The organism is Pseudooceanicola atlanticus (assembly GCF_000768315.1).
In the GTDB taxonomy this organism is placed as follows: Bacteria; Pseudomonadota; Alphaproteobacteria; order Rhodobacterales; family Rhodobacteraceae; genus Pseudooceanicola; species Pseudooceanicola atlanticus.
The window spans coordinates 123,139-142,061 of record NZ_AQQX01000002.1; the positions used below are offsets into that span (position 1 = coordinate 123,139).

Consider the following 18,923-nt stretch of genomic DNA (forward strand, 5'->3'; position numbering starts at 1 on the left):
CAATCATTCAATTGAAACTTGAACGGCTTCAGTCCGCCTCTTGCCGCAGGGCGATCGTTGCGTTGACGGCGGCTTCGTAGTTGCGGTCGGCGAAATCGAGTAGGAGTTCCAGTTCCGCTTCGGAATAGCGGCCAAGCTCTTCGATCCAGGCGCGGTTGGTGCGGCGGTTGATGGCGCGGATCTCGTCGATTCGGTGCATGACGGGCTCAAGGAATACACGACGGCGATCATTGGTGTCGCGCACCCGGCGGATATAACCCGCCCGCTCGATCCGGTCGACGACGCCGGTGATCGCGCCCGTGGTCAGGCCGGTTTCCTGCGCCAGCATGCCGGGCGTCACCTTGTCCCCGAGCGTGATGATGAAAAGGCATTCCAGATCAGTCTGATGCATCCCCAACTTGCTGGCCAGGACACCGCCATAGAGCGTCCGCTGAGCGTTGGCCGCCCGGATTTTACGCTCCAGCTGTTCGATACGGGCCAGATGGTCGGCAGAGGGGCCTGACAAGTCTTCGTTCTTGACAGACATGGCCCGATTCCCCTTAACATCTGATTATCTTAGTAACTAAGATATCATCAACACGGCCGCAAGCGTCGTGACGCCAACAGGGGGTCGGGTCCGCATCATGGGACGCCGTATCATCATCGACACCGATCCGGGGCAGGACGACGCCCTGGCTATCCTGCTCGCCCTCGCGGCTGAGCCGGGGGTGGAGGTTGCCGGTATCACGACGGTGGCCGGGAATGTCGGTGTGGCGCAGACGACGATCAACGCGTTGCGCGTTTGCCAACTGGCCGGACGCGACGATGTTGCGGTTCATGCGGGCTGTGCCGCGCCGTTGATGCGCCCGCTGCACACGGCGGAGTTCATCTGCGGAGCCGATGGTTTGGCCGGGATGGCGCTGCCAGCCCCGCGCCGCGCGGCCAACCCGGGACATGCGGTTTCCTTCCTGGTCGATACGATCATGACGTCGGCAGAGACCGTGACGCTTTGCGCGCTCGGGCCGCTGACCAATATCGCCATGGCACTGCGGATGGAGCCCGCAATTGCCGACCGGATCGACCGGCTGGTCATCATGGGCGGCGCGCGGGATCTGGGCAACATCACCGCGGCGGCAGAGTTCAACACCTTCGTCGATCCGCACGCTGCGGCCATCGTCTTTGACGCGGGCCTTCCGATCACGTTGTTTCCTTTGTCGGCGACCTACCAGGCGGTGGCCACGCCGGACCGGTTGACCGGCTTCGACGCCAAGGCGCCGATTCAGGCGCAGATCCTGTCGATGCTGAGACGCGAACGCCCCGGCGGCGCGTCCCTTGGCGGCGCCGACGGGCACCCGATGCACGACCCTTGCGTGATCGCCTGGCTGCTCTGGCCGGACCTTTTCGAAGGGCGCGATTGCCGTGTCGATGTCGAGGTGACCGAAGGCCCGACCGTCGGGCGCACCACGATCGACTGGTGGGGCCGCAGCGGCGCCCCGGCCAATGCCCATGTCGTCGATCGGATCGACGCCGATGCGATGTTCGCCCGGATGGCGGAGGCCGTCCGCGCGCTGGACCTTGCACAACCCCCAACGAAGAAAGCGCTCTGAATGCCCCATATGCTCGACGATTACACGGCCACGGCAGAGCAGTCGATCGACGCCATGAAAGCGGCGGCGCAGCAGGCGCGGCGCGACCATGCCGCTGCCGAACTGACCCGCCACATGCTGCTGACGATGCAGAAATTCCTGCATCTCGGCCGGGACGGTGCGGTGCAGGCCGTGGTCGAGGACTGGATGGGCGCCTGGCACCTGGACCCTGAAGCCTGGCCCGAAATCGCGACCGAGATGCGGGCGATGACCGGCGCTTTCTACGATTACTGCGCCGCGCCGTCGGATGAGACCGATCAGGCGCTGCGGCAATCCTGGCAGGCACTGAAGTCGGTGCATGACACGTCCGAACGCACGCTGGAGGACCAGATGGCCTGGCGGTCGGTCTGCGCCCATGGCTGGTGGGGCGATGTCAGCCCCGCCCCCGCAGGCTATCGCGATCACGACACGGCCCGCGCGACCGACCCGTTCTGGACCAAGGGCTGCCCGCCCGAATGCCTGGGATGATCCGCCCGTCGCAACACGAAAGGGCCCGATACACAGAGGCCCGAGACGCACAGTCCCGTGCGGCAAGAAGAAGAGACGCATGACATGAGTACACGCAAGGTGATCGAGATGTACGGAACCGCGCTGGCCGGGCTGGGCCTGTTCGTGTTCCTGTCGATCTTTGCCAACAACTTCCTGTCTTCGGCCAACCTCTTCAACGTGCTGAAACAGGTGAGTTTTCTGTCCATGCTGGCCTTCGGCTTCACCTTCGCGCTGATCACGTCCGAGCTCGACCTGGCCTTTGCCAATGTCTGCAGCCTGGCCGCGGTGGTCATCGGCTTTCTGATTTCGACCGACGTGGCCTGGCCCCTGGCCGTGGCCGCGGGCGTGGCAACGGGGTTCCTGGCCGGTCTGCTGAACGGATTGCTGGTCACGGTGGCCAAGGTGCCGTCGCTGATCTCGACGCTTGGAACGGCCTCCATCGCCAATGGCCTGGCTTTCATGATCACGGGCGGCGTGGCCTTTGTCGGCCGGTGGGATCCGAACTTCCTGTTCCTGGGCCGTGGCAAGCTGGGCCCGATCCCGGTCATCATCCTGTTCACGCTGGTCCTGTTCCTGATCGTGCTGACGCTGTCGACCCAGACCCGTACCGGCGTCCACCTCCAGGCCACCGGCGAGAACGAAGAGGCCGCGCGCCGGTCGGGCATCGACACCCGCCGCGCCAAGATCATCGGGTTGGTCCTGTCAGGCCTCGCCGCCGGGATCACGGCCGTTTTTCTGGTCGCCAACCTGTCGTCCGCCGCACCGCAGATGGCCGGGGATTTCCTGCTGAACGGAATCGCCGCGACGCTGCTGGGCATGACCATGTTCACGCCCGCCAAGCCCAACATCCTGGGCACCTTCGTCGGTTCGCTGATCATCGTGATGCTGTCCAACGGCTTGGTTCTGCTGGGCGCGCAATATTACATCCAGGATATCATGCTGGGTATCATCATCATCCTATCGGTCGCCGTCTCGGCGTCTGTTCTGAAGAGGGCGGCTTTCGCCCTGTAAACAAAACGAAGGGGAGTTGACGATGAAGACGATCAAGACGGTGCTGGCCGCGGCCAGCCTGGCGGGGGCTGCCTTTGCGGGCAGCCAGGCCGCCGCATTCGAACTGGGCGTCGTGGCGTTCCAGATGTCCGCCGAAACCCAGGCGCGCTGCGCCAATACGGTGGGCGCGGAGGCCGAGAAACTGGGATGGGAGGCACAGGTCCTCAATTCCAACGGCGCGCTGGAAACCCATGCCTCGCAGCTGGACAACCTGATCCAGAAGGGCGTGGACGCGATGATCCTGTGCATGTCCAAGCCGGTGCAGTTCGACGCGCAGTTTCTGGCCGCGAAAGAGGCCGGCATCCCGGTCATCACCATTTCCTCGGGCGCCAGCCCCCACACCATGTTCGACGTGACCCCGAACGAATACATCATGGCCGCAGAGGCCGCGATCTACACGCTTGGCACGATCAACTTCGAGGGCAACATCCTCGCCCAGCGGTTTGAATCGAACACCGGCGCGCGCATCCGCGGCGCGATCCTCGATGCCGTGCTTGTCGAAAACCCGCAGGTGGAAATCGTCGGCGAGCATTCGATGGCCCGCACGAAAAGCTGGCAGGATGACGTCCGCAACGGGATGAGCGCGCTGATCCTTCAGAACGCCGGCAATTTCGATGCCGTCTGGGCCTCCTTCGACGGTCAGGCCCTGATCATCGACGACCTGCTGAAAGAAGCCGGTATGGAGAAAGGCGACGTGTCCCTCGTCTCCATCGACGGCGGCCAGGAAGTCTACCGCCGCATCAAGGACCCCTATTCCATGATGACCGCCACCGTCGCGATCCCGTTCGAGGACATGGCAGCCTCAGCCGTGTCGATGATGAAGCAGATCGCGGTCGACGGCACGCCCAAGGATGACCTGGTCCCCGGACCCTACCTGTTCATCCCGGCGACGCTTGTCGACAAGACCAATGTCGATGAGTTCCTGAACGAATAAGGGCCTGCCCGCACCGCCAACGTCACATGCGAGGACAACATGCCGGTCAAGATATCGACACGGAACATCGTCAAGAATTACGGCGCGGTCGAGGCCCTTCGCGGGGTCAGCGTCGATGTCCATGAGGGCGAAATCCACGCGATCTGCGGCGATAACGGTGCGGGCAAATCCACCTTCATCAAGATCCTGGCGGGCGTCGAACAGCCCGACCAGGGCGAGATCACCATCAATGGCGAGGCCCGGCGCTTTGACAGCCCGCAGGCCTCGCTTCAGGCGGGCATCGCCACGATCCACCAGGATCTGGCGGTCGCCGCTGACATGAGCATCTACCAGAACATCTTCATGGGTGCCGAACTGACCCGCCGGGTGCTGGGCCTGCCCCTGCTGGACAAGGCGCGGATGCGCAAGGACGCGCTTGGCTACATGGGTCAGCTGAACCCCTCGATCACCGACATGAACGCCAAGGTCACCGACCTGTCCGGCGGTCAGCGTCAGGCGGTCGCGATCTGCCGCGCGCTGCGCTGGAATGCGGATATCGTGATCCTCGACGAACCGACCGCCGCGCTTGGCGTCCGGGAAACCGAACAGGTGCTGGGACTTGTCCGGTCGCTCAAGGCCGCAGGCAAGACGGTGATCCTGATCAGCCATGCGATGCAGGACGTGGCCGCCGTGGCCGACCGGATCAGCATCCTGCGCACCGGCGAGAACCAGATCGACCTGGAGGGCGGCGAACTGACCGCCGACAACCTGTCCCATTACATCCTCAGCGGCGAAGTGAACCGCATCCACTGACGCCGCCCCGCGCCTTGACATCGCCTGCGCCCGGGCGTCCCCTGAGCGCGGATTTCTGACAGACCAAGGACCCGTCCATGCCGCATATCCTGGCCTATGATCTGGGCGGCAGCAGCCTGCGGCTGGCCATAGTCGATCAGGACGGCACCTTCATCGACCAGGTCCGCAGACCGCTGGGCTTCGCGGTTCAGGGCGACCGGCACGAGGCCGACCCCGACGCGAAATGGTGGGAGAGCTTCGTCGCCGCCAGCGCGGAGTTGGCCGCGCGCGGCAACGATTTCAGCGCGATCACAGCCGTTGCGGGCTGCGGTTTCACCCGGACGCAGGTGTTGCTGGATGCCGACGGGCAGTCGATCCGCCCCGCGATAGGTTTTCCCGATGCGCGTGCGGCCCCTTTGCTGGACAGGCTGCGGCATGACGCGCCCACCCCGCTTCAGGCCCTCGCAATAGCGCTCAGCCCCTATGACCCGCTGGCCCGCCTGCTCTGGCTGAAAGAGCACGAGCCGGAAAACTGGCAACGCCTGTCCCGGGTCATCGAACCCAAGGATTACCTGAACTTCCGCCTGACCGGCCGCGCCGTGTCGGACCGGATATCGCAATTGCCGATGACCCGCCCGCTGCACGCGGCGGGGCTGTCGGGACTGGACCAGATAGACCTTGACCCCTCCTTGCTACCGGAAGAGCTGTCGCCCTTCGAGCCGGTCGGACAGGTCCGCCCCGGCCTTCCCGCTCCGCTGGACCGGGTCGCGGGGGCCGTCGTTCATTGCGGATCGCTGGATACCTGGACCTGCGTCCTCGGCTCCGGCGCGCTGGTTCCCGGTGCGGGCTACAGCATCTCCGGCACCAGCGATGTCTTTGGCGTGATCGCGGACCGCCCGGCCGAGGCGCCGGGCCTGCTGTCGGTCGAATGGGGGCCGTTCCTGTGGCAATTGGGCGGCCCCAGCCAGGGGGCGGCATCCCGTCTGATCTGGGCGGCCGAACGATTCCACCCCGGCCTCACCCCGCAGGACGCGCTGGACAAGGCCCTGACCACCGCAGGTCCTGCGCCGCTTTTCCTGCCCTTCCTGGACGGTGAACGGACCCCATGGTGGGACCCGGACCTGCGCGGCGCGTTCCTTGGCCTCGGGATGACCGACGACAACGACGCCATGCTGCGCGCCGTGGCCGAGGGGATGACCTACCTGTCACGCGACATCCTGGCCCGGGCCGAAGACGCGACGGGCCGCCAGGTCGATCATGTCGGCTTTTCCGGCGGGTTGTCGCAACATGCCGGGCTGTGCCAGCTGAAGGCCGATATCCTCGACCGGCCGGTGATGGTGCCGCAGAATGCCGAAACCGGGCTGCTCGGGGCCTCTCGCCTGCCGCTCGGGTCCGCCGCTGCCCACCAGCCCCTGCCCCCCGGGGCCTGCACGATCTATCGCCCCTCGCCCGAGACGCGCGCCCATCATGCGGACCGCTTCGAAGTCTTCCGAGACGCGACCGAGGCGATCCGTCCGCTGTCCCACAGACTCGCCCGCCAAAACGGCTGATCCTGGCCGGTGTCGGCCCAATCCGCATTGTTCCCCGACTCAACTCATGCAAACATGCACATGTTTGAACATGGGAGGAGAACATGGACCTCAAGCGCAGGACTTTCATTGGCGGTGCGGGGGCGGCACTTGGCCTTGCCACCCTGCCCCGGATCGCGATGGCAGAGCTGAAGCTGGGCAACGCAAGCCTTGTCACGCTCAGCGACGGGCACCTGACCCTGCCCGCCAGTTTCATCTTCGGCCCCATGCCCGAGGTGGAGCTTGCCCCGATCCTCGCGGATTACGGGCTGACCGATCAGCCGCTGACGCCGGAATGCAATCTCACGCTCTACCGGGACGGCACCAATACGGTGCTATTCGATGCGGGGTCCGGCGCGACTTTCATGCCGACCGCAGGCACACTGCTCGACAGCCTCGACGCGGCCGGAGTCGCGCCCGAAGACATAACCCATGTCGTCTTCACCCATGCCCATCCCGATCACCTCTGGGGCGTGCTGGACGATTTCGACGACCCGCTTTTTGCCAATGCCGCCCACCTGATGGGGCGTGGCGAATGGCATTACTGGTGGGACCCGGACACCGTCGACCGGATCGGTCCCGAACGCGCTGCCTTTGCCGTCGGAGCCAAGCGCCGGATGGAGGCGATCGAGGACGCGACCGATTTCTTCGACGACGGCGACGAGATACTGCCCGGCATCGCCGCCGTACTGACACCGGGACACACGCCCGGCCACATGTCCTTTGAAATCCGCAACGGTTCCGACGCGGTCTTCGTCTCGGGCGATGCGATTTCCAACCACCACGTCGCCTTTGCCCGTCCCAGTTGGGAAAGCGGATCGGACCAGGACATGGCGCTGGCGGCGCAGACACGGTCCGCGCTGCTGGACAGGCTGGCATCGGACGGCACGACGCTTTTCGGGTTCCACCTGCCGGATGGCGGGATCGGGATGGTCGAAAAGGCGGGCGACGGCTATCGCTTCGTCCCGGCCTGAGGATCAGGCGGCGCGGTGCACCCCGACCATCTGTGTTACACGATAGGTCAGCACCGCGCCGACCCACATGCAGAAAACGGCGATCCAGGCCGTCAGCGACAGGGCCGACCCGCCCGACATGCCCGCGCCGACGGCACAGCCGCCCGCGAGCATGGCCCCGAACCCCATCAGGACCGCGCCGACAAGGTAACGCTCCATCGGGGCTTCCGGGCCGAAGCGTTCAATGGTCCAGTCGCCGCCGATCCAGGCCGCAAGCGCGGCCCCGACAGCGACGCCCGGCACGAGGCCGATCCCGAAGGACAGCTCGACCTCGCGCTGCGCGACCAGCACCATCAGTGTGTCCGTGGCCGGCCCGGTGAAAGTGACGGAAGACAGCGGCACGACCTCGAATGACACCTGGGCAATGGCGTAGGTCGCCGCCCATCCGCCCGCGACGGCAAGCCCGACAAGCGCCGCGCCCAGCATGTAGCGCAGGCCCAGCCCACGCAGCATCGCCAAGACCATAGCCGCAAGGACACCCGCCGCGGCCAGCGCCGTCACGACGATCGGCGATACACCCAGCAGCGCCGCAATGTCCCGCCCCTCTCCGCCCGGTACGGTCCACAGACCCGCAAGGTATTCCCGCGCCGGCGACAGCGCCCCCCGATAGGCCGATTGCGCGACCAGCGTGACCACCAGCCCGGTGACCAGAGCCCGCAGGTTCCCCGAAGACGCCAGCACCAGCAGCCGCGCCGCACAGCCCCGCGCAAGGATCATTCCGGCGCCAAACATCAACCCGCCAATCACCGCACCGCTCAGCGATCCGGTGGCGGCCAGTGTCCGCGCCGCGCCAAGGTCGATCCAACCGGCGGCCGAGGCGCCCTGAACGGCCAGCAGCGCGGTAAAGAAGGCGATCAGCCAGACGGCCAGGCGGGGGCCTGCGCGTTCCTCGGCGATTTCGACAGTGGCGGCGCGCATGCAGAATTGCGACCGCTGCGCCGCGGCCCCGAAGACCAGTCCGATCCCGGCCCCGGCAAGGGCCAGCACCGCCGGGTCCCCGTATCTGTCAATCAACTCTTCGATCATGGCGTCACCCTAGACCCCGCACCACGCACTGCCTTGCGGCAGATCAAGTGGTGCCTATTGCGCGGCCATCGGGCGTCGCGCCAGCTGGCACTGGGACCATAGATCGCACAGCGCCTCCACCAGCGCCGCGACATCGCCCGCGTCATGGACCGGCGACGGCGTGATCCTCAGCCGTTCTGTCCCCTTGGGCACGGTCGGGTAGTTGATCGGCTGGATGTAGATCCCGTGATCACGCAGCAGCAGGTCCGAGATGTACTTGCACTTGACCGGGTCACCGACCATCACCGGGATGATGTGGCTGGGATTGTCGATATGCGGAATGCCGATAGCGTCCAGCTTTTCCCGCACCTCGGCGACGATCCTTTGATGCCGCTCGCGCTCGGCCCTGCTGTCCTTCAGATGTCGGATGGAGGCCCGCGCCCCCGCCGCGACCGCCGGAGGCAGCGCGGTGGTGAAGATGAACCCGCTGGCAAAGCTGCGGATGAAATCGCACAGGTCGGCAGAGGCGGCGATGTAGCCCCCAACCACGCCAAAGGCCTTGCCCAACGTGCCCTCGATCACGGTCAGACGATCCATCAGGCCTTCGCGCTCGGCGATACCACCGCCACGCGGACCGTAGAGCCCCACGGCGTGAACCTCGTCGAGATAGGTCATCGCACCGTAGCGATCCGCCAGATCGCAGATCTCGGCGATCGGGGCGATGTCGCCATCCATCGAATAGACGCTTTCAAAGGCGATCATCTTGGGGGTGTCCGGCGGCAGCGCGGCCAGCTTGGCCTCCAGATCCTCAAGATCGTTATGTTTCCAGACCAGGCACTTGGCGCGCGAATGCCGGATACCTTCGATCATCGAGGCATGGTTCAGCGCGTCCGACAACACGACCATCCCCGGCACCTTCGCCGCCAGCGTGCCAAGCGCCGCCCAGTTGGACACGTAGCCGGAAGTGAACAGCAACGCCGCTTCCTTGCCGTGCAGGTCTGCCAGTTCGGCCTCCAGCAGGACATGCTCATGCGTCGTGCCGGAAATATTGCGCGTGCCACCGGCCCCGGCGCCAAAGCGGGTCAGGGCCTGCTGCATTGCGTCCAGAACTTTCGGGTGCTGCCCCATCCCGAGGTAATCGTTGGAACACCAGATCGTCACGTCGCGGGCCGCGACACCCTCGCGCTGCGTCGCATGGGGGAAATCTCCGCGATGGCGTTCGAGATCGGCAAAGACCCGGTAATTGCCCTCGTCGCGCAACCCGTCCAGCGCCTCGCGAAAGTAACCGTCATAGGAAAAGGTCATTGGAACGCCGCCTCCTCGATGATCGAGTCGAGCATCGCCTCGACCTTGTCCATGATGCCGGCGGGATAATCGCGGCGCCCAATGAAGACGCCCTCGCCGGTCTCGGCGACGAAGATGCCATAGGGGCAATGGGCCACGTTCATCGGATCGGCCTCCATCACCTCGCGCGAGACCACGGCCGAGCAGAAGCTGAACACGTCCGCCGCCTTGAAGATCTCCTTCGAGGATCCGACATCGCTGCCGGTCCGGGCCAGCATTTCACCGACATGGCTCACATGGTCGATGACGAGGCCCTGCCCGACGATGGCGCTTTCGACGGCAAAGGTCGCGTCGTCGAACGTGCCGTCATATTGCGTGGTTACCGGCCCTTCGGCCTGTCCGGCCACCGGCAGCGCGGCCAGAAGCGCGGCGATTGCGAGATGTTTCATGATCCCCCCTTCGGTCCTATTGCGGGCCCCCTCGGGCCCTGTCCGGTTGCGCGACCTGTGCCGCGCAACCTTTGCGTTGCTTAGCCGAACATGTCGGCGGTAATACCGGCATACCAGCCCTCGGATTCCTCGTAGGTTGCCTTGCGCAGGGCCGAATCCTCTCCGGTCTGGCTGATGAACCCGTCGACCTTGGCGATTTTTTCCGGCGTGGCCTCGTAAGTGGCCCCCACCTTGACCCCGTCGTCGGTGTGGATCAGCGACCAGCAGGTGTTGGAGAACCGGGCCGGGAACACCTTGGACCCGGTCAGCGCCCCGCGCACCGCATTGGCACAGACCTTGGCCTGGCTGTTGGCCGAGAAGCCCGATTTCGGCATGTCGCCCTGGGCGCTGGCATCCCCCAGCACGTAGACATCCGGGTCGGCCTTGGAGCTCATGTCCGCTGCGTTGACCGGGGCCCAGTTGCCCTCGGTCACTCCGGCGATCTCGGCGATGCGTCCAGCCTTCATGGCGGGAATGACGTTGCAGACATCCACGCTCTCGACACTGCCGTCGATATCGACTGTCATCGCCGCCGGATCGACCGACACGTTGTCGCCGCCGAAATCCGGACCGATCCGCTCGATCATGCCGGAGTAATGCTTGGTCCACCCCTCTTCGAACAGCCCCTGCTTGGAGAACTTGGCCTTCGGGTCGATCACCAGGATCTTGGCCGTCGGATTGATCTGTTTCAGCTTGTGCGCAACCATCGACACCCTCTCGTAGGGGCCGGGCGGGCAGCGAAAGGGGTTGGGCGGCGCGATCATCGCGAAGGTCCCGCCCTCGGGCATTGCCTCGATCTGGGCGCGCAGCAATTCCGATTGCGATCCGGCCTTGTAGGCATGCGGCATCGCATTCTGCGCGGTGACGTCCCAGCCCGGGACCGCGCCGTCGACAAAGTCGATACCGGGCGACAGGATCAGCTTGTCGTAGGACAGGGTCGCGCCGCCGGCCAACATCACGGTGCGGGCGTCGCGGTCCACATCCACAGCCCAGTCATGCACCACGTTGATCCCGTAATCCGAGGCCAGTTTGCCGTAGGTATGGCCGATATCCGACAGGTCCTTGAAACCGCCGAGATAGAGGTTGGAGAAGAAGCAGGTGAAATAGGTCCGGCTGGGTTCGACCAGCGTCACGTCGATGGCCCCGTCGCTGTCCTTGGCGATGTAGCGGGCCGCCGTGGCACCACCGGCCCCGCCACCGATCACGACGACACGCGGCTTCGATTGGGCAAAGACGGCCGGCGCGGATAATGTCGCCGTCAGGGCCGCCCCTGTTCCCAGGAACAGGCGTCTGTTCAATTTCATGGTCAACTCCTCCCTTAAATGGCCGGCCTACTCTCCGAGGCTGGCGAAATACGCCGCGAGCGCAGCGATCTCCTCGTCTCCCAATCGTCCCGCGACCATCTGCATGACGGGATGCGGGCGGACCTTGTCCTTGTAGGCGTGCATGGCGATCACGAAATCCTCGTCCGGCCAGCCGGTGATCGAGGGGATCCCACGGTCCGCCCCGTCCGACTGGTGGCAGGTCGTGCATTCGCCCGACAGGTATTCGCCGTAATCCGGGTCGCCCTCCAACGCCAGGATCGCGGGGTCCACGTCATGGTCGATGCCGACAGCGGTCGGATCGGCCTCGGGGATGTTCGCCGGGTTGTCCGAGTAGCGCCGTAAAAACGCGATCAGGTCGGCCCGCTCTGCGGGGTCGCCGATGCCGCGGAAGTTCATCCGCGTGCCGCTGGCAAAGGCCTTCGGGTTCTCGATATAGGCATCGAGCGTTTCGGCATGCCATTCCACGCCATTGGTGCCCGCCCGTTCCAGGCTGGCGGAATAGCGAAACCCGTCGATCCCGGCCGCAGACCGCCCGAACAGCATGTTCAGATGGGGGCCGACCCGGTTTTCCGCCCCGGCCCCGATCTCGTGGCAGGATTTGCACTTGCCGAACACGCGGGCCCCGGCATCGGCATCCCCGATCGGTTCCGCCCGGGCCGAGGTCACGCAGAGCACGGCCCAGAGCATTGCAACGCTGAAGGGCCGTGCGCTCATCTCACTCTCCGACGCTCGACAGGTAGGCGATGATCGCCTCGAGATCGGCATCCTTCTTGAGACCTGCAAAGGACATCTTGGTGCCCTTCATGAAGTCCTTGGGCTTGGCCAGGAATTCCGCCATCGACGCGGCATCCCAGATGCGGCCCTCGTCATGCGCAGCCTCGAACCCCTTGGAATACCGGAAATCCTCGACCGCCCCCATGGTCCGCCCGATCACGCCGTTCAGCTGAGGACCGGACTTGTTCTTGGCCCCGGCACCGACCTCGTGACAGGCGCGGCACTTGCGGAACACCTTTTCACCGTCGGCGATCAGCGCAGGGTCGGCAGCGGGGGCCGAGGCCTCCTGCACGGCGGGCTCTTCCGCTTTTGCTTCTTCAACGGGCTCCGCGGCAGGCTCCGCAGCCGGTTCCTCTGTCGTCGCGGCGGCTTGGGTCACCTCCTCGGTGGCCTCCCCACCTTCCTCTTCCGGGGTCACATCGAGGACCGAGGCGCGCATCGTGATCTCGACGCTCTCCTTGCACGCGGTCATGCAGGGTTCGGTCCGCCACTTGGTGTATTCCGTCTCCGCTCGGTCATCGACGATGAAGCCCTCGGCATTCGGCATCTCGACCTCGAGGAAGTTCTCGTTCGACAGCACGAAATCGTCTTCGACCAGGTAGTTGGAGTAGAGGATGTAGGCGACGATGGCATAGACATCGTCATTGGAAAGCGACTGCGCATTGCCGTAGGGCATCGACCGGTGGACGTAATCCCAGGCCGTCGACAGGTAGGGCCAGTAGCTGCCCACCGTCTTGACCGGGTCCTCGTCCGCCAGCGTCCCGTCGCCGCCGGCCAGTTCGGGCCAGTTGTCGACGCCTTCGGCAAATTCGCCATGGCAGACCGCGCAATTGTCGGAAAACAGCATCTCGCCATCCTCGACCGAGCCGGAACCGACCGGCAGGCCGGTCCCGTCTGGGCTGACATCCAGATCCCAAGCCGCGACCTCTTCGGGCAGGGCTGCGCGCCCGATGCCGAAATGCCCGCCCTCGGTGCGGATATCGGGGATGGCCGTCTCGCTTTGGGTCGACACCACCATCGCGTCTTTCTGCGGTTTCGCCGCAGGCTCTGCCGAGGCGGTCATCGCATCCGGAGCGTCGGGCGCCGCCGGGGCCGCGACCGGGGCTGAGGTCATCTGCATCATCCCGTCAGGGCGGTTCACCCCGCCATCCGCGCTGACATAGGCCAGCGTCAGGACACCGGCCGTGCCGGCGGCGATCCCAATGAACAAACTAGGAAACTTCGACATTTTCCGCCTCCCCGCTCGGCTTCACATGCCAAGTCTGTATGCAATTGTTGTGATAGATCGAATTGAGCCCGCGCACGTCGCGCAGCTGCGCCTTGGTGGGCTGGACATAGCCGGTCTCGTCCATGGCGCGCGATTGCAGCAGCATGTCCTCACCGTCCCATTCCGTATCCAGGTAGAAGCGGGTCAGGGCCATCTTCTCGCCCGGCTTGGCCAGTCGCGCGGTTTCCCAGGTCTTGCCGCCATCCTTGGACACGTCGACGCGGGTGATCGCGCCGTGCCCGGACCAGGCCAGCCCGGTGATGACCAGCGGCCCCTTGCCATGGGTGATCGGCGATTGCGGCGAAGGCGAGGTCACGACGGATTTCGCATCCATCACCCAGGTCCATTTCCGCGCGGTGCCGTCTTCCAGCACGTCGGTGTATTTCGAGGTCTCCTCGCGGCTTTCCACCGCCTGGTTGGTCACTTCGATCCGGCGCAGCCACTTGACCCACATGTTGCCTTCCCAGCCCGGCACGACCAGCCGGACGGGATAGCCATGTTCCTTGCGCAGCGCCTCGCCATTGGCCTTGAAGGCGACCAGCACGTCGTCGAGAGCCTTCGCCATCGGGATCGACCGCCCGTTGGAGGACGCATCCGCCCCCTCGACATAGACCCACTTGTCCTCGAGATCGCCGGCAGCCCCCAACCCGGCCTCTTCCAGTAGGGTCCGCAAGGGAATGCCGGAATATTCCATGTTGTGGATCATGCCATGGGTGAACTGAGCGCCGTTCAGCTGCGCGCCGGCCCATTCCATGCCGGTATTGGCCGCGCATTCGCAGAAATAGACGTGGTTTTCTCGCGGGAAGCGTTCCAGGTCCTCGTAGGTGAAGACCAGGGGCTGATCGACCAGCCCGTTGATCATCAGCCGGTAATCCTGCTTGCGCAGCTCGATCGCGCCGGAATGGTGCCGCTCGAACGCGCAGCCCTGCGGGGTGATCGTGCCATCCAGCGCGTGGATCGGCGTGAAGTTGATCGACGAGGTCGCATCCGCCGTCAGCCACGGCACGTTGCGCCGGATCACGTCGCTCTCGAAATCGATCGGCAGGCCATAGGGCGTGGCATCGACGCCTTCGCCGAAGGCCTGCGCCCAGGGCTGGATTTCGGTGATCAGCGGGTCGGCGGTCTGCGCCCGCGCCATGCCGGCCGCGACCGAACCCGCGCCAAGGGCGGCGGCGCTGGTCAGAAAGCGGCGGCGGGACGGACCGTTTGCGGGGCCCTGTCTGCTGTCTTCGCTCATGGGTACTCCTTTCCGGCAGGCGGGCTCAGACGCCCGTGACTTCTACGTTGTTGCTGGGATTGACCGTGACGGTGCCCATCTTGCGGATGTGGCTTTCCACCACGTCCCAGATCTGCGGCCCCTCGGTCCCTTCGTTGACGCTGGCCCAGCCGGCCACCTGGTAGGTTCGGGACGGGTCGATCGCCTCGCCCGTCTTCAGCAGCGTCATCTTGGAGATGCGGTCGCCCTGGGGCCGGGACACGTCGATGTGGTACCCCATGCCGCCGATGCGGACCATGTCCCCGCCCTGCTGGTAGTAGGGATCGGGGTTGAAGATATTGTCCGCCACGTCCTCCAGGATGACCTTGATGAACTCGCCGGTCATCTCGGTCCGGTAGGCTTCGCCGTAACTCATCGAGGTGACGTTCCAGATGTCCTCGCGGGTTATGTCGTCGCCGGGGATCAGGCTCGGCCCCCAGCGGACGCCAGGGGACATGGCGATATCGGCCTCGCGTTCGCTCAGCAGGGCATCGCAGATCAGGTCGTCCCAGGTGCCGTTGAAATTGCCACGGCGGTAGAGCAGGCTGTCGGTCTGGCCGATCACCTCGGCCAGCTTGTCGGCATGGGGCGCGCGCTGTTCTTCGATCACCGCGGCCATCTCTGCATCCGGTTCGATCACGTCCGAAAAGATCGGGATCAGCTTGTGGCGGAAGCCCATCATGCGGCCGTCGCGCACGTCCAGATCGACCCGCGACACGAATTTCCCGTTCGAGCCGGAGGCAACGATGATCGTCTCGCCGACCAGCACCGGTTCGGGCAGTGCGTCATGGGTGTGGCCCGACAGGATCACGTCGATTCCCGACACGATACCGGCCATCTTCTTGTCGACGTCGAACCCGTTATGCGACAGGCAGACCACCAGTTCGGCCCCCTGGGCGCGGACCTCGTCGACCATGGCCTGCATGTTCTCGTCCCGGATCCCGAAGGAGTATTCGGGGAACATCCAGCGCGGGTTGGCGATCGGCATGTAGGGGAAGGCCTGGCCGATCACTGCAATCTTCACCCCGCCGCGTTCGAAGAATTGGTAGGGTGGGAACAGCTCGGACGGTTCGTCCCATTCGGCGTCGAAGATGTTCTGGCCAAGCGCCGCGAAGGGCAGGCTTTCGACCAGTTCATTGACCCGCTCGGACCCCAGCGTGAATTCCCAGTGGAACGTCATCGCGTCAGGCTGAAGGGCGTTCATCACGTTGACCATGTCCTGCCCCTGGCTGTGATAGCAGGTGTAGGACCCATGCCAGGTATCGCCACCATCCAGCAGCAGCGCATCGGGACGCGCGGCCCGGATCGCCTTGACCACCGTGGCCACCCGGTCCATCCCACCGACCCGGCCATAGCCCTTGGCCAGCGACGCGAAATCACCCGAGGACAGCGCGTAATGCGAGGGGCTGCCATCGGCGATACCGTAGAGCTTGCGGAAATCGGCGCCGGTCACATGCGGCACCTCGCCCTTGTTCGGACCGACGCCCAGGTTCACCGACGGTTCACGGAAATAGATCGGCTTCAGCTGCGCATGGATATCCGTTACGTGGATCAGCGACACGTTCCCGAACGTGTCGAAGTCAAGCAGCTGGTCCTGGGTCAGACTTTGCTGCGCCGCCAGCCGGGCCCAGTTACCGAAGCCCGACGCACCGGTCAGGGCCGCCGCCGCCATCGAAACCTGCAGGAAATCGCGTCTAGAGATCATGTCGGTGTTGCCTCTGCTCACACCCACGCATTCATGAATGTGAATTCGTTTGAGTAAGAAAAACCCCGCGCAGGACATTCCCGCGCGGGGCCGGTTTCAGTTGCGGACGGAGGGACCTTCGACCGACAGGCCGTTGCCGCGCGAGGCGACGTATAGCTCCAGCGCCACGAATTCGGGGCTGCCCGGCGAATAGGTCTCGGCCCGCGTGTCACGCACGCAGCCCTTGAACCGGCCATGCACGGTGTTCAGCTTGGCATTCTTCAGACGGTAGGTCGGGAACCCGTTGATCTGACCCTGGCTGAGATGGTCCGAGCGGATGTTGTTGCCGTAATTGTCCTCGTGGCAATTGGCACAGGACAGTTCCAGCTGACCGGTCCGGGTGTAGTAGAGCGCCTTGCCCTGCTCCCAGGTTTCCGCAGCCGGGCCGCCGATGGCGACATTGACCGGCATCCCGCGCGATTGCACGGCGATCAGGGCCTCCATCGCAGCCATGGGCGCGCTGTCGTACTTGTAGGCATCGGCCCCCATCTGGTTTTCGCGGCAATCGTTGATCTGCATCGCCAGCGTCCGGACCTCGCCCGCATCGGCATTCCACTTGGGATAGACCGCGCGGACCCCCGCCATGCTTTCGGACGGGTCATCGCCGTGACAGGACGCGCAGGACTTGCCCTCGCTGCCCTCTGCACTGGCCCAGCTGTCCATCGCCTGATCGACGAAGATCATGCCAGGATTGTCGAAATCGTCCATCTCCAGTTCCTGGGTCTCGTCGGACCGGAACCGCCAGCCGGAATAGATCGTGTCCATCACGTCCGACAGGTGGTCGGGCGCGGCGGCCTCGGTGACGATTTCCAGATCGCCGTTGATGACCAGCTGATCCTCGTCCGGGTCGGCCAGGGCCAATCCGGCGGAGCCGATCAGGGCGGCGGAAACCGCCGTCAGAACCTTGATTTTCATGTGTCTCCTCCCCTGTGACCCCCGCCCCGCATCATGCGGAACGGGGCCTTTCGATCAGCTGACCGCGATCGACTTCGCCTCTTCGTAGACAGAGCCGTCATCGTCGTACCAGGTGAACTTGAACTCGCCGGCCTCGGGCACCTTGGCGACGAATTCGAAATAGGGATTGGTCGAAATCGCCGGCTCCAGCGTGACGTCGATGACGTTCTCGCCGTTGAAATCGCAGGTGAAGCGATTGATGATCGAACGCGGGATCTTGTTGCCGCTGCTGTCCTTGCGCTGACCGCTTTCCATCGGGTGGCTGATCAGCGTCTTGATGACGATGTCCTCACCGGCCGAAGCGGATTTCGGAACCTTGACTCGGGGTTTAACTCCGGATGCCATAACTTGATCTCCTCTTCTCAGCCGCCGCAGCCGCCGATGGTGACTTTCACGGTCTTGGAGGCACGGGCAAAGCTGCCATCCTCCATCTTCGCGATCGCGATGACGTCCTGCGTGCCAGCCAGGCGGACACGGGTCGCTGCGCGCTGCTCGGCCGCGAGCGGGCCGAAGTTGAAGGTCGCGACCGGCGGCGTCGGGTTGCCGGCGGCCAGCACCATGATCGCGGAGGCGCCAGCGGCGTCGACCTCGATCGGAACGGTGTTGCCGTTCTCCGCGATTTCGGGGGCGGTCAGGGTGATCCCCGTCTCCGCCATGTCGGCACCGCCGGTGAACTCGGCGATCAGGTCTTCGGTGGCCGCGTTGGCGCGGAACGGAAGCACCGTGATGATCGCTGCGCCCAGCCCGAGAGCCATGGTTTCGCGTCGTGTCAGTTGCATGTCAGAATTCTCCTCGGTCTCGGCCTCAGCCGTCCTTGAGCGTTTTCAGGAAGGCCACCACGTCCTCGATCTCCTGAGCGGTCAGGATCGGGGGCAGTTCGCCCTGCGCGGCCTTGCCCGAATACCCGTCGCCGGGACGTTCAAAGCCGGTGGTCTTGTAGAAGGCCGGCATCACCGACCCCTCGAAGGTCATCTTCGCATTCGCGACGATGCCGCGAAGCTCGGCCTCGGTGCGATATTCCCCGACGCCGTCCAGCATGGGCCCGACATTGCCGTGGAACGGCGCTTCGCTCAGGGCCGAAATCTCATGACAGGCAACACAGTTTCCCTTGCTGCGGGTCGTCATGATCACCTTGCCGCGTGCCGGGTCGCCGGCGTCGCTGGTCAAGGGCGTTTCCAATGCGCCATCGGCAAACTGAACGTCAGCCGGCGCCACCATCTCCGCCATTGCGGTGCCGGCGCTCAGCGCCAGAACCGACGGAATCAACAACGTGATCCTCATGTCTCCTCCCGAATTGTCCTGAAACGTTAGCGCACAGATCGTCAAAAACGCAACATCAAATTCATCTACATGAATGTCTTTATCTGTTTTCCTGCC

General features: G+C 64.8%; 20 protein-coding genes. 7 read left to right on the forward strand and 13 right to left on the reverse strand.

What is annotated here, in order from left to right:
* Positions 1-28: 28 nt before the first annotated feature.
* A complete protein-coding gene (locus tag ATO9_RS04725) occupies positions 29-526 on the reverse strand; it encodes a MarR family winged helix-turn-helix transcriptional regulator (RefSeq protein WP_052418117.1) in 498 nt (165 codons plus the stop codon).
* Between the two features lie 97 nt (positions 527-623).
* Here ATO9_RS04725 and ATO9_RS04730 point away from each other — a divergent pair, with 97 nt between their 5' ends.
* The 7 genes from ATO9_RS04730 (at position 624) to ATO9_RS04760 (ending at position 7,411) form a co-directional block, all read left to right on the forward strand.
* Entirely contained in the window at positions 624-1,586 is a 963-nt protein-coding gene (locus ATO9_RS04730; RefSeq protein WP_052418118.1) for a nucleoside hydrolase, read from the forward strand.
* Positions 1,587-2,093 carry a hypothetical protein gene (locus ATO9_RS04735; RefSeq protein ID WP_043746019.1) on the forward strand — a complete coding sequence of 169 codons (507 nt, stop codon included), beginning with the start codon at positions 1,587-1,589 and terminating at the stop codon, positions 2,091-2,093.
* Between the two features lie 84 nt (positions 2,094-2,177).
* On the forward strand, positions 2,178-3,125 hold the full coding sequence (locus ATO9_RS04740) for an ABC transporter permease (protein ID WP_043746022.1): 948 nt from the start codon (positions 2,178-2,180) through the stop codon (positions 3,123-3,125).
* Positions 3,126-3,147: 22 nt separating this feature from the next.
* Entirely contained in the window at positions 3,148-4,098 is a 951-nt protein-coding gene (locus ATO9_RS04745; protein ID WP_043746025.1) for a sugar ABC transporter substrate-binding protein, read from the forward strand.
* A 39-nt stretch (positions 4,099-4,137) separates the two neighbouring features.
* Positions 4,138-4,890, forward strand: a complete 753-nt coding sequence (locus tag ATO9_RS04750) for an ATP-binding cassette domain-containing protein (RefSeq protein ID WP_043746029.1) — start codon at positions 4,138-4,140, stop codon at positions 4,888-4,890.
* A 77-nt stretch (positions 4,891-4,967) separates the two neighbouring features.
* Positions 4,968-6,419, forward strand: coding sequence for a xylulokinase (locus ATO9_RS04755; RefSeq protein ID WP_043746031.1), 1,452 nt, complete (start codon positions 4,968-4,970; stop codon positions 6,417-6,419).
* An 83-nt stretch (positions 6,420-6,502) separates the two neighbouring features.
* Positions 6,503-7,411 carry an MBL fold metallo-hydrolase gene (locus ATO9_RS04760; RefSeq protein ID WP_043746034.1) on the forward strand — a complete coding sequence of 303 codons (909 nt, stop codon included), beginning with the start codon at positions 6,503-6,505 and terminating at the stop codon, positions 7,409-7,411.
* A 3-nt stretch (positions 7,412-7,414) separates the two neighbouring features.
* Here ATO9_RS04760 and ATO9_RS04765 read toward each other — a convergent pair whose 3' ends face one another.
* The 12 genes from ATO9_RS04765 to soxX form a co-directional block, all read right to left on the reverse strand.
* Positions 7,415-8,476, reverse strand: a complete 1,062-nt coding sequence (locus ATO9_RS04765; protein ID WP_043746038.1) for a YeeE/YedE family protein — start codon at positions 8,474-8,476, stop codon at positions 7,415-7,417.
* A gap of 54 nt (positions 8,477-8,530) precedes the next feature.
* Positions 8,531-9,760 (reverse strand): 5-aminolevulinate synthase, encoded by a 1,230-nt coding sequence (gene hemA / locus ATO9_RS04770; RefSeq protein WP_043746042.1) that lies wholly within the window; start codon positions 9,758-9,760, stop codon positions 8,531-8,533.
* Positions 9,757-10,188: a hypothetical protein gene (locus ATO9_RS04775; RefSeq protein WP_043746045.1), complete on the reverse strand. Its 432-nt coding sequence runs from the start codon at positions 10,186-10,188 to the stop codon at positions 9,757-9,759. Before ATO9_RS04775 ends, hemA begins: the two co-directional genes overlap by 4 nt.
* 80 nt (positions 10,189-10,268) lie before the next feature.
* The gene (locus ATO9_RS04780; RefSeq protein WP_043746048.1) at positions 10,269-11,531 is read right to left on the reverse strand and encodes an FCSD flavin-binding domain-containing protein; all 1,263 of its coding nucleotides are present in this window, start codon (positions 11,529-11,531) and stop codon (positions 10,269-10,271) included.
* A 27-nt stretch (positions 11,532-11,558) separates the two neighbouring features.
* On the reverse strand, positions 11,559-12,266 hold the full coding sequence (locus ATO9_RS04785; protein ID WP_043746051.1) for a c-type cytochrome: 708 nt from the start codon (positions 12,264-12,266) through the stop codon (positions 11,559-11,561).
* 1 nt (position 12,267) lies between these two features.
* Positions 12,268-13,554: a c-type cytochrome gene (locus tag ATO9_RS04790; RefSeq protein ID WP_043746054.1), complete on the reverse strand. Its 1,287-nt coding sequence runs from the start codon at positions 13,552-13,554 to the stop codon at positions 12,268-12,270.
* Positions 13,538-14,830, reverse strand: a complete 1,293-nt coding sequence (soxC, locus tag ATO9_RS04795; RefSeq protein ID WP_043746056.1) for a sulfite dehydrogenase — start codon at positions 14,828-14,830, stop codon at positions 13,538-13,540. The genes ATO9_RS04790 and soxC overlap by 17 nt, the downstream gene beginning before the upstream one ends.
* Positions 14,831-14,855: 25 nt before the next feature.
* Positions 14,856-16,553, reverse strand: coding sequence for a thiosulfohydrolase SoxB (gene soxB / locus ATO9_RS04800; RefSeq protein ID WP_043746059.1), 1,698 nt, complete (start codon positions 16,551-16,553; stop codon positions 14,856-14,858).
* Between the two features lie 96 nt (positions 16,554-16,649).
* The gene (soxA, locus tag ATO9_RS04805) at positions 16,650-17,507 is read right to left on the reverse strand and encodes a sulfur oxidation c-type cytochrome SoxA (RefSeq protein WP_043746061.1); all 858 of its coding nucleotides are present in this window, start codon (positions 17,505-17,507) and stop codon (positions 16,650-16,652) included.
* A gap of 54 nt (positions 17,508-17,561) precedes the next feature.
* Positions 17,562-17,891: a thiosulfate oxidation carrier complex protein SoxZ gene (gene soxZ / locus ATO9_RS04810; protein WP_043746064.1), complete on the reverse strand. Its 330-nt coding sequence runs from the start codon at positions 17,889-17,891 to the stop codon at positions 17,562-17,564.
* Positions 17,892-17,908: 17 nt separating this feature from the next.
* On the reverse strand, positions 17,909-18,325 hold the full coding sequence (soxY, locus tag ATO9_RS04815) for a thiosulfate oxidation carrier protein SoxY (RefSeq protein WP_043746065.1): 417 nt from the start codon (positions 18,323-18,325) through the stop codon (positions 17,909-17,911).
* A 25-nt stretch (positions 18,326-18,350) separates the two neighbouring features.
* Complete coding sequence (gene soxX, locus ATO9_RS04820; protein WP_043746068.1) at positions 18,351-18,827, reverse strand: sulfur oxidation c-type cytochrome SoxX; 477 nt, start codon at positions 18,825-18,827, stop codon at positions 18,351-18,353.
* Positions 18,828-18,923 lie beyond the last annotated feature (96 nt).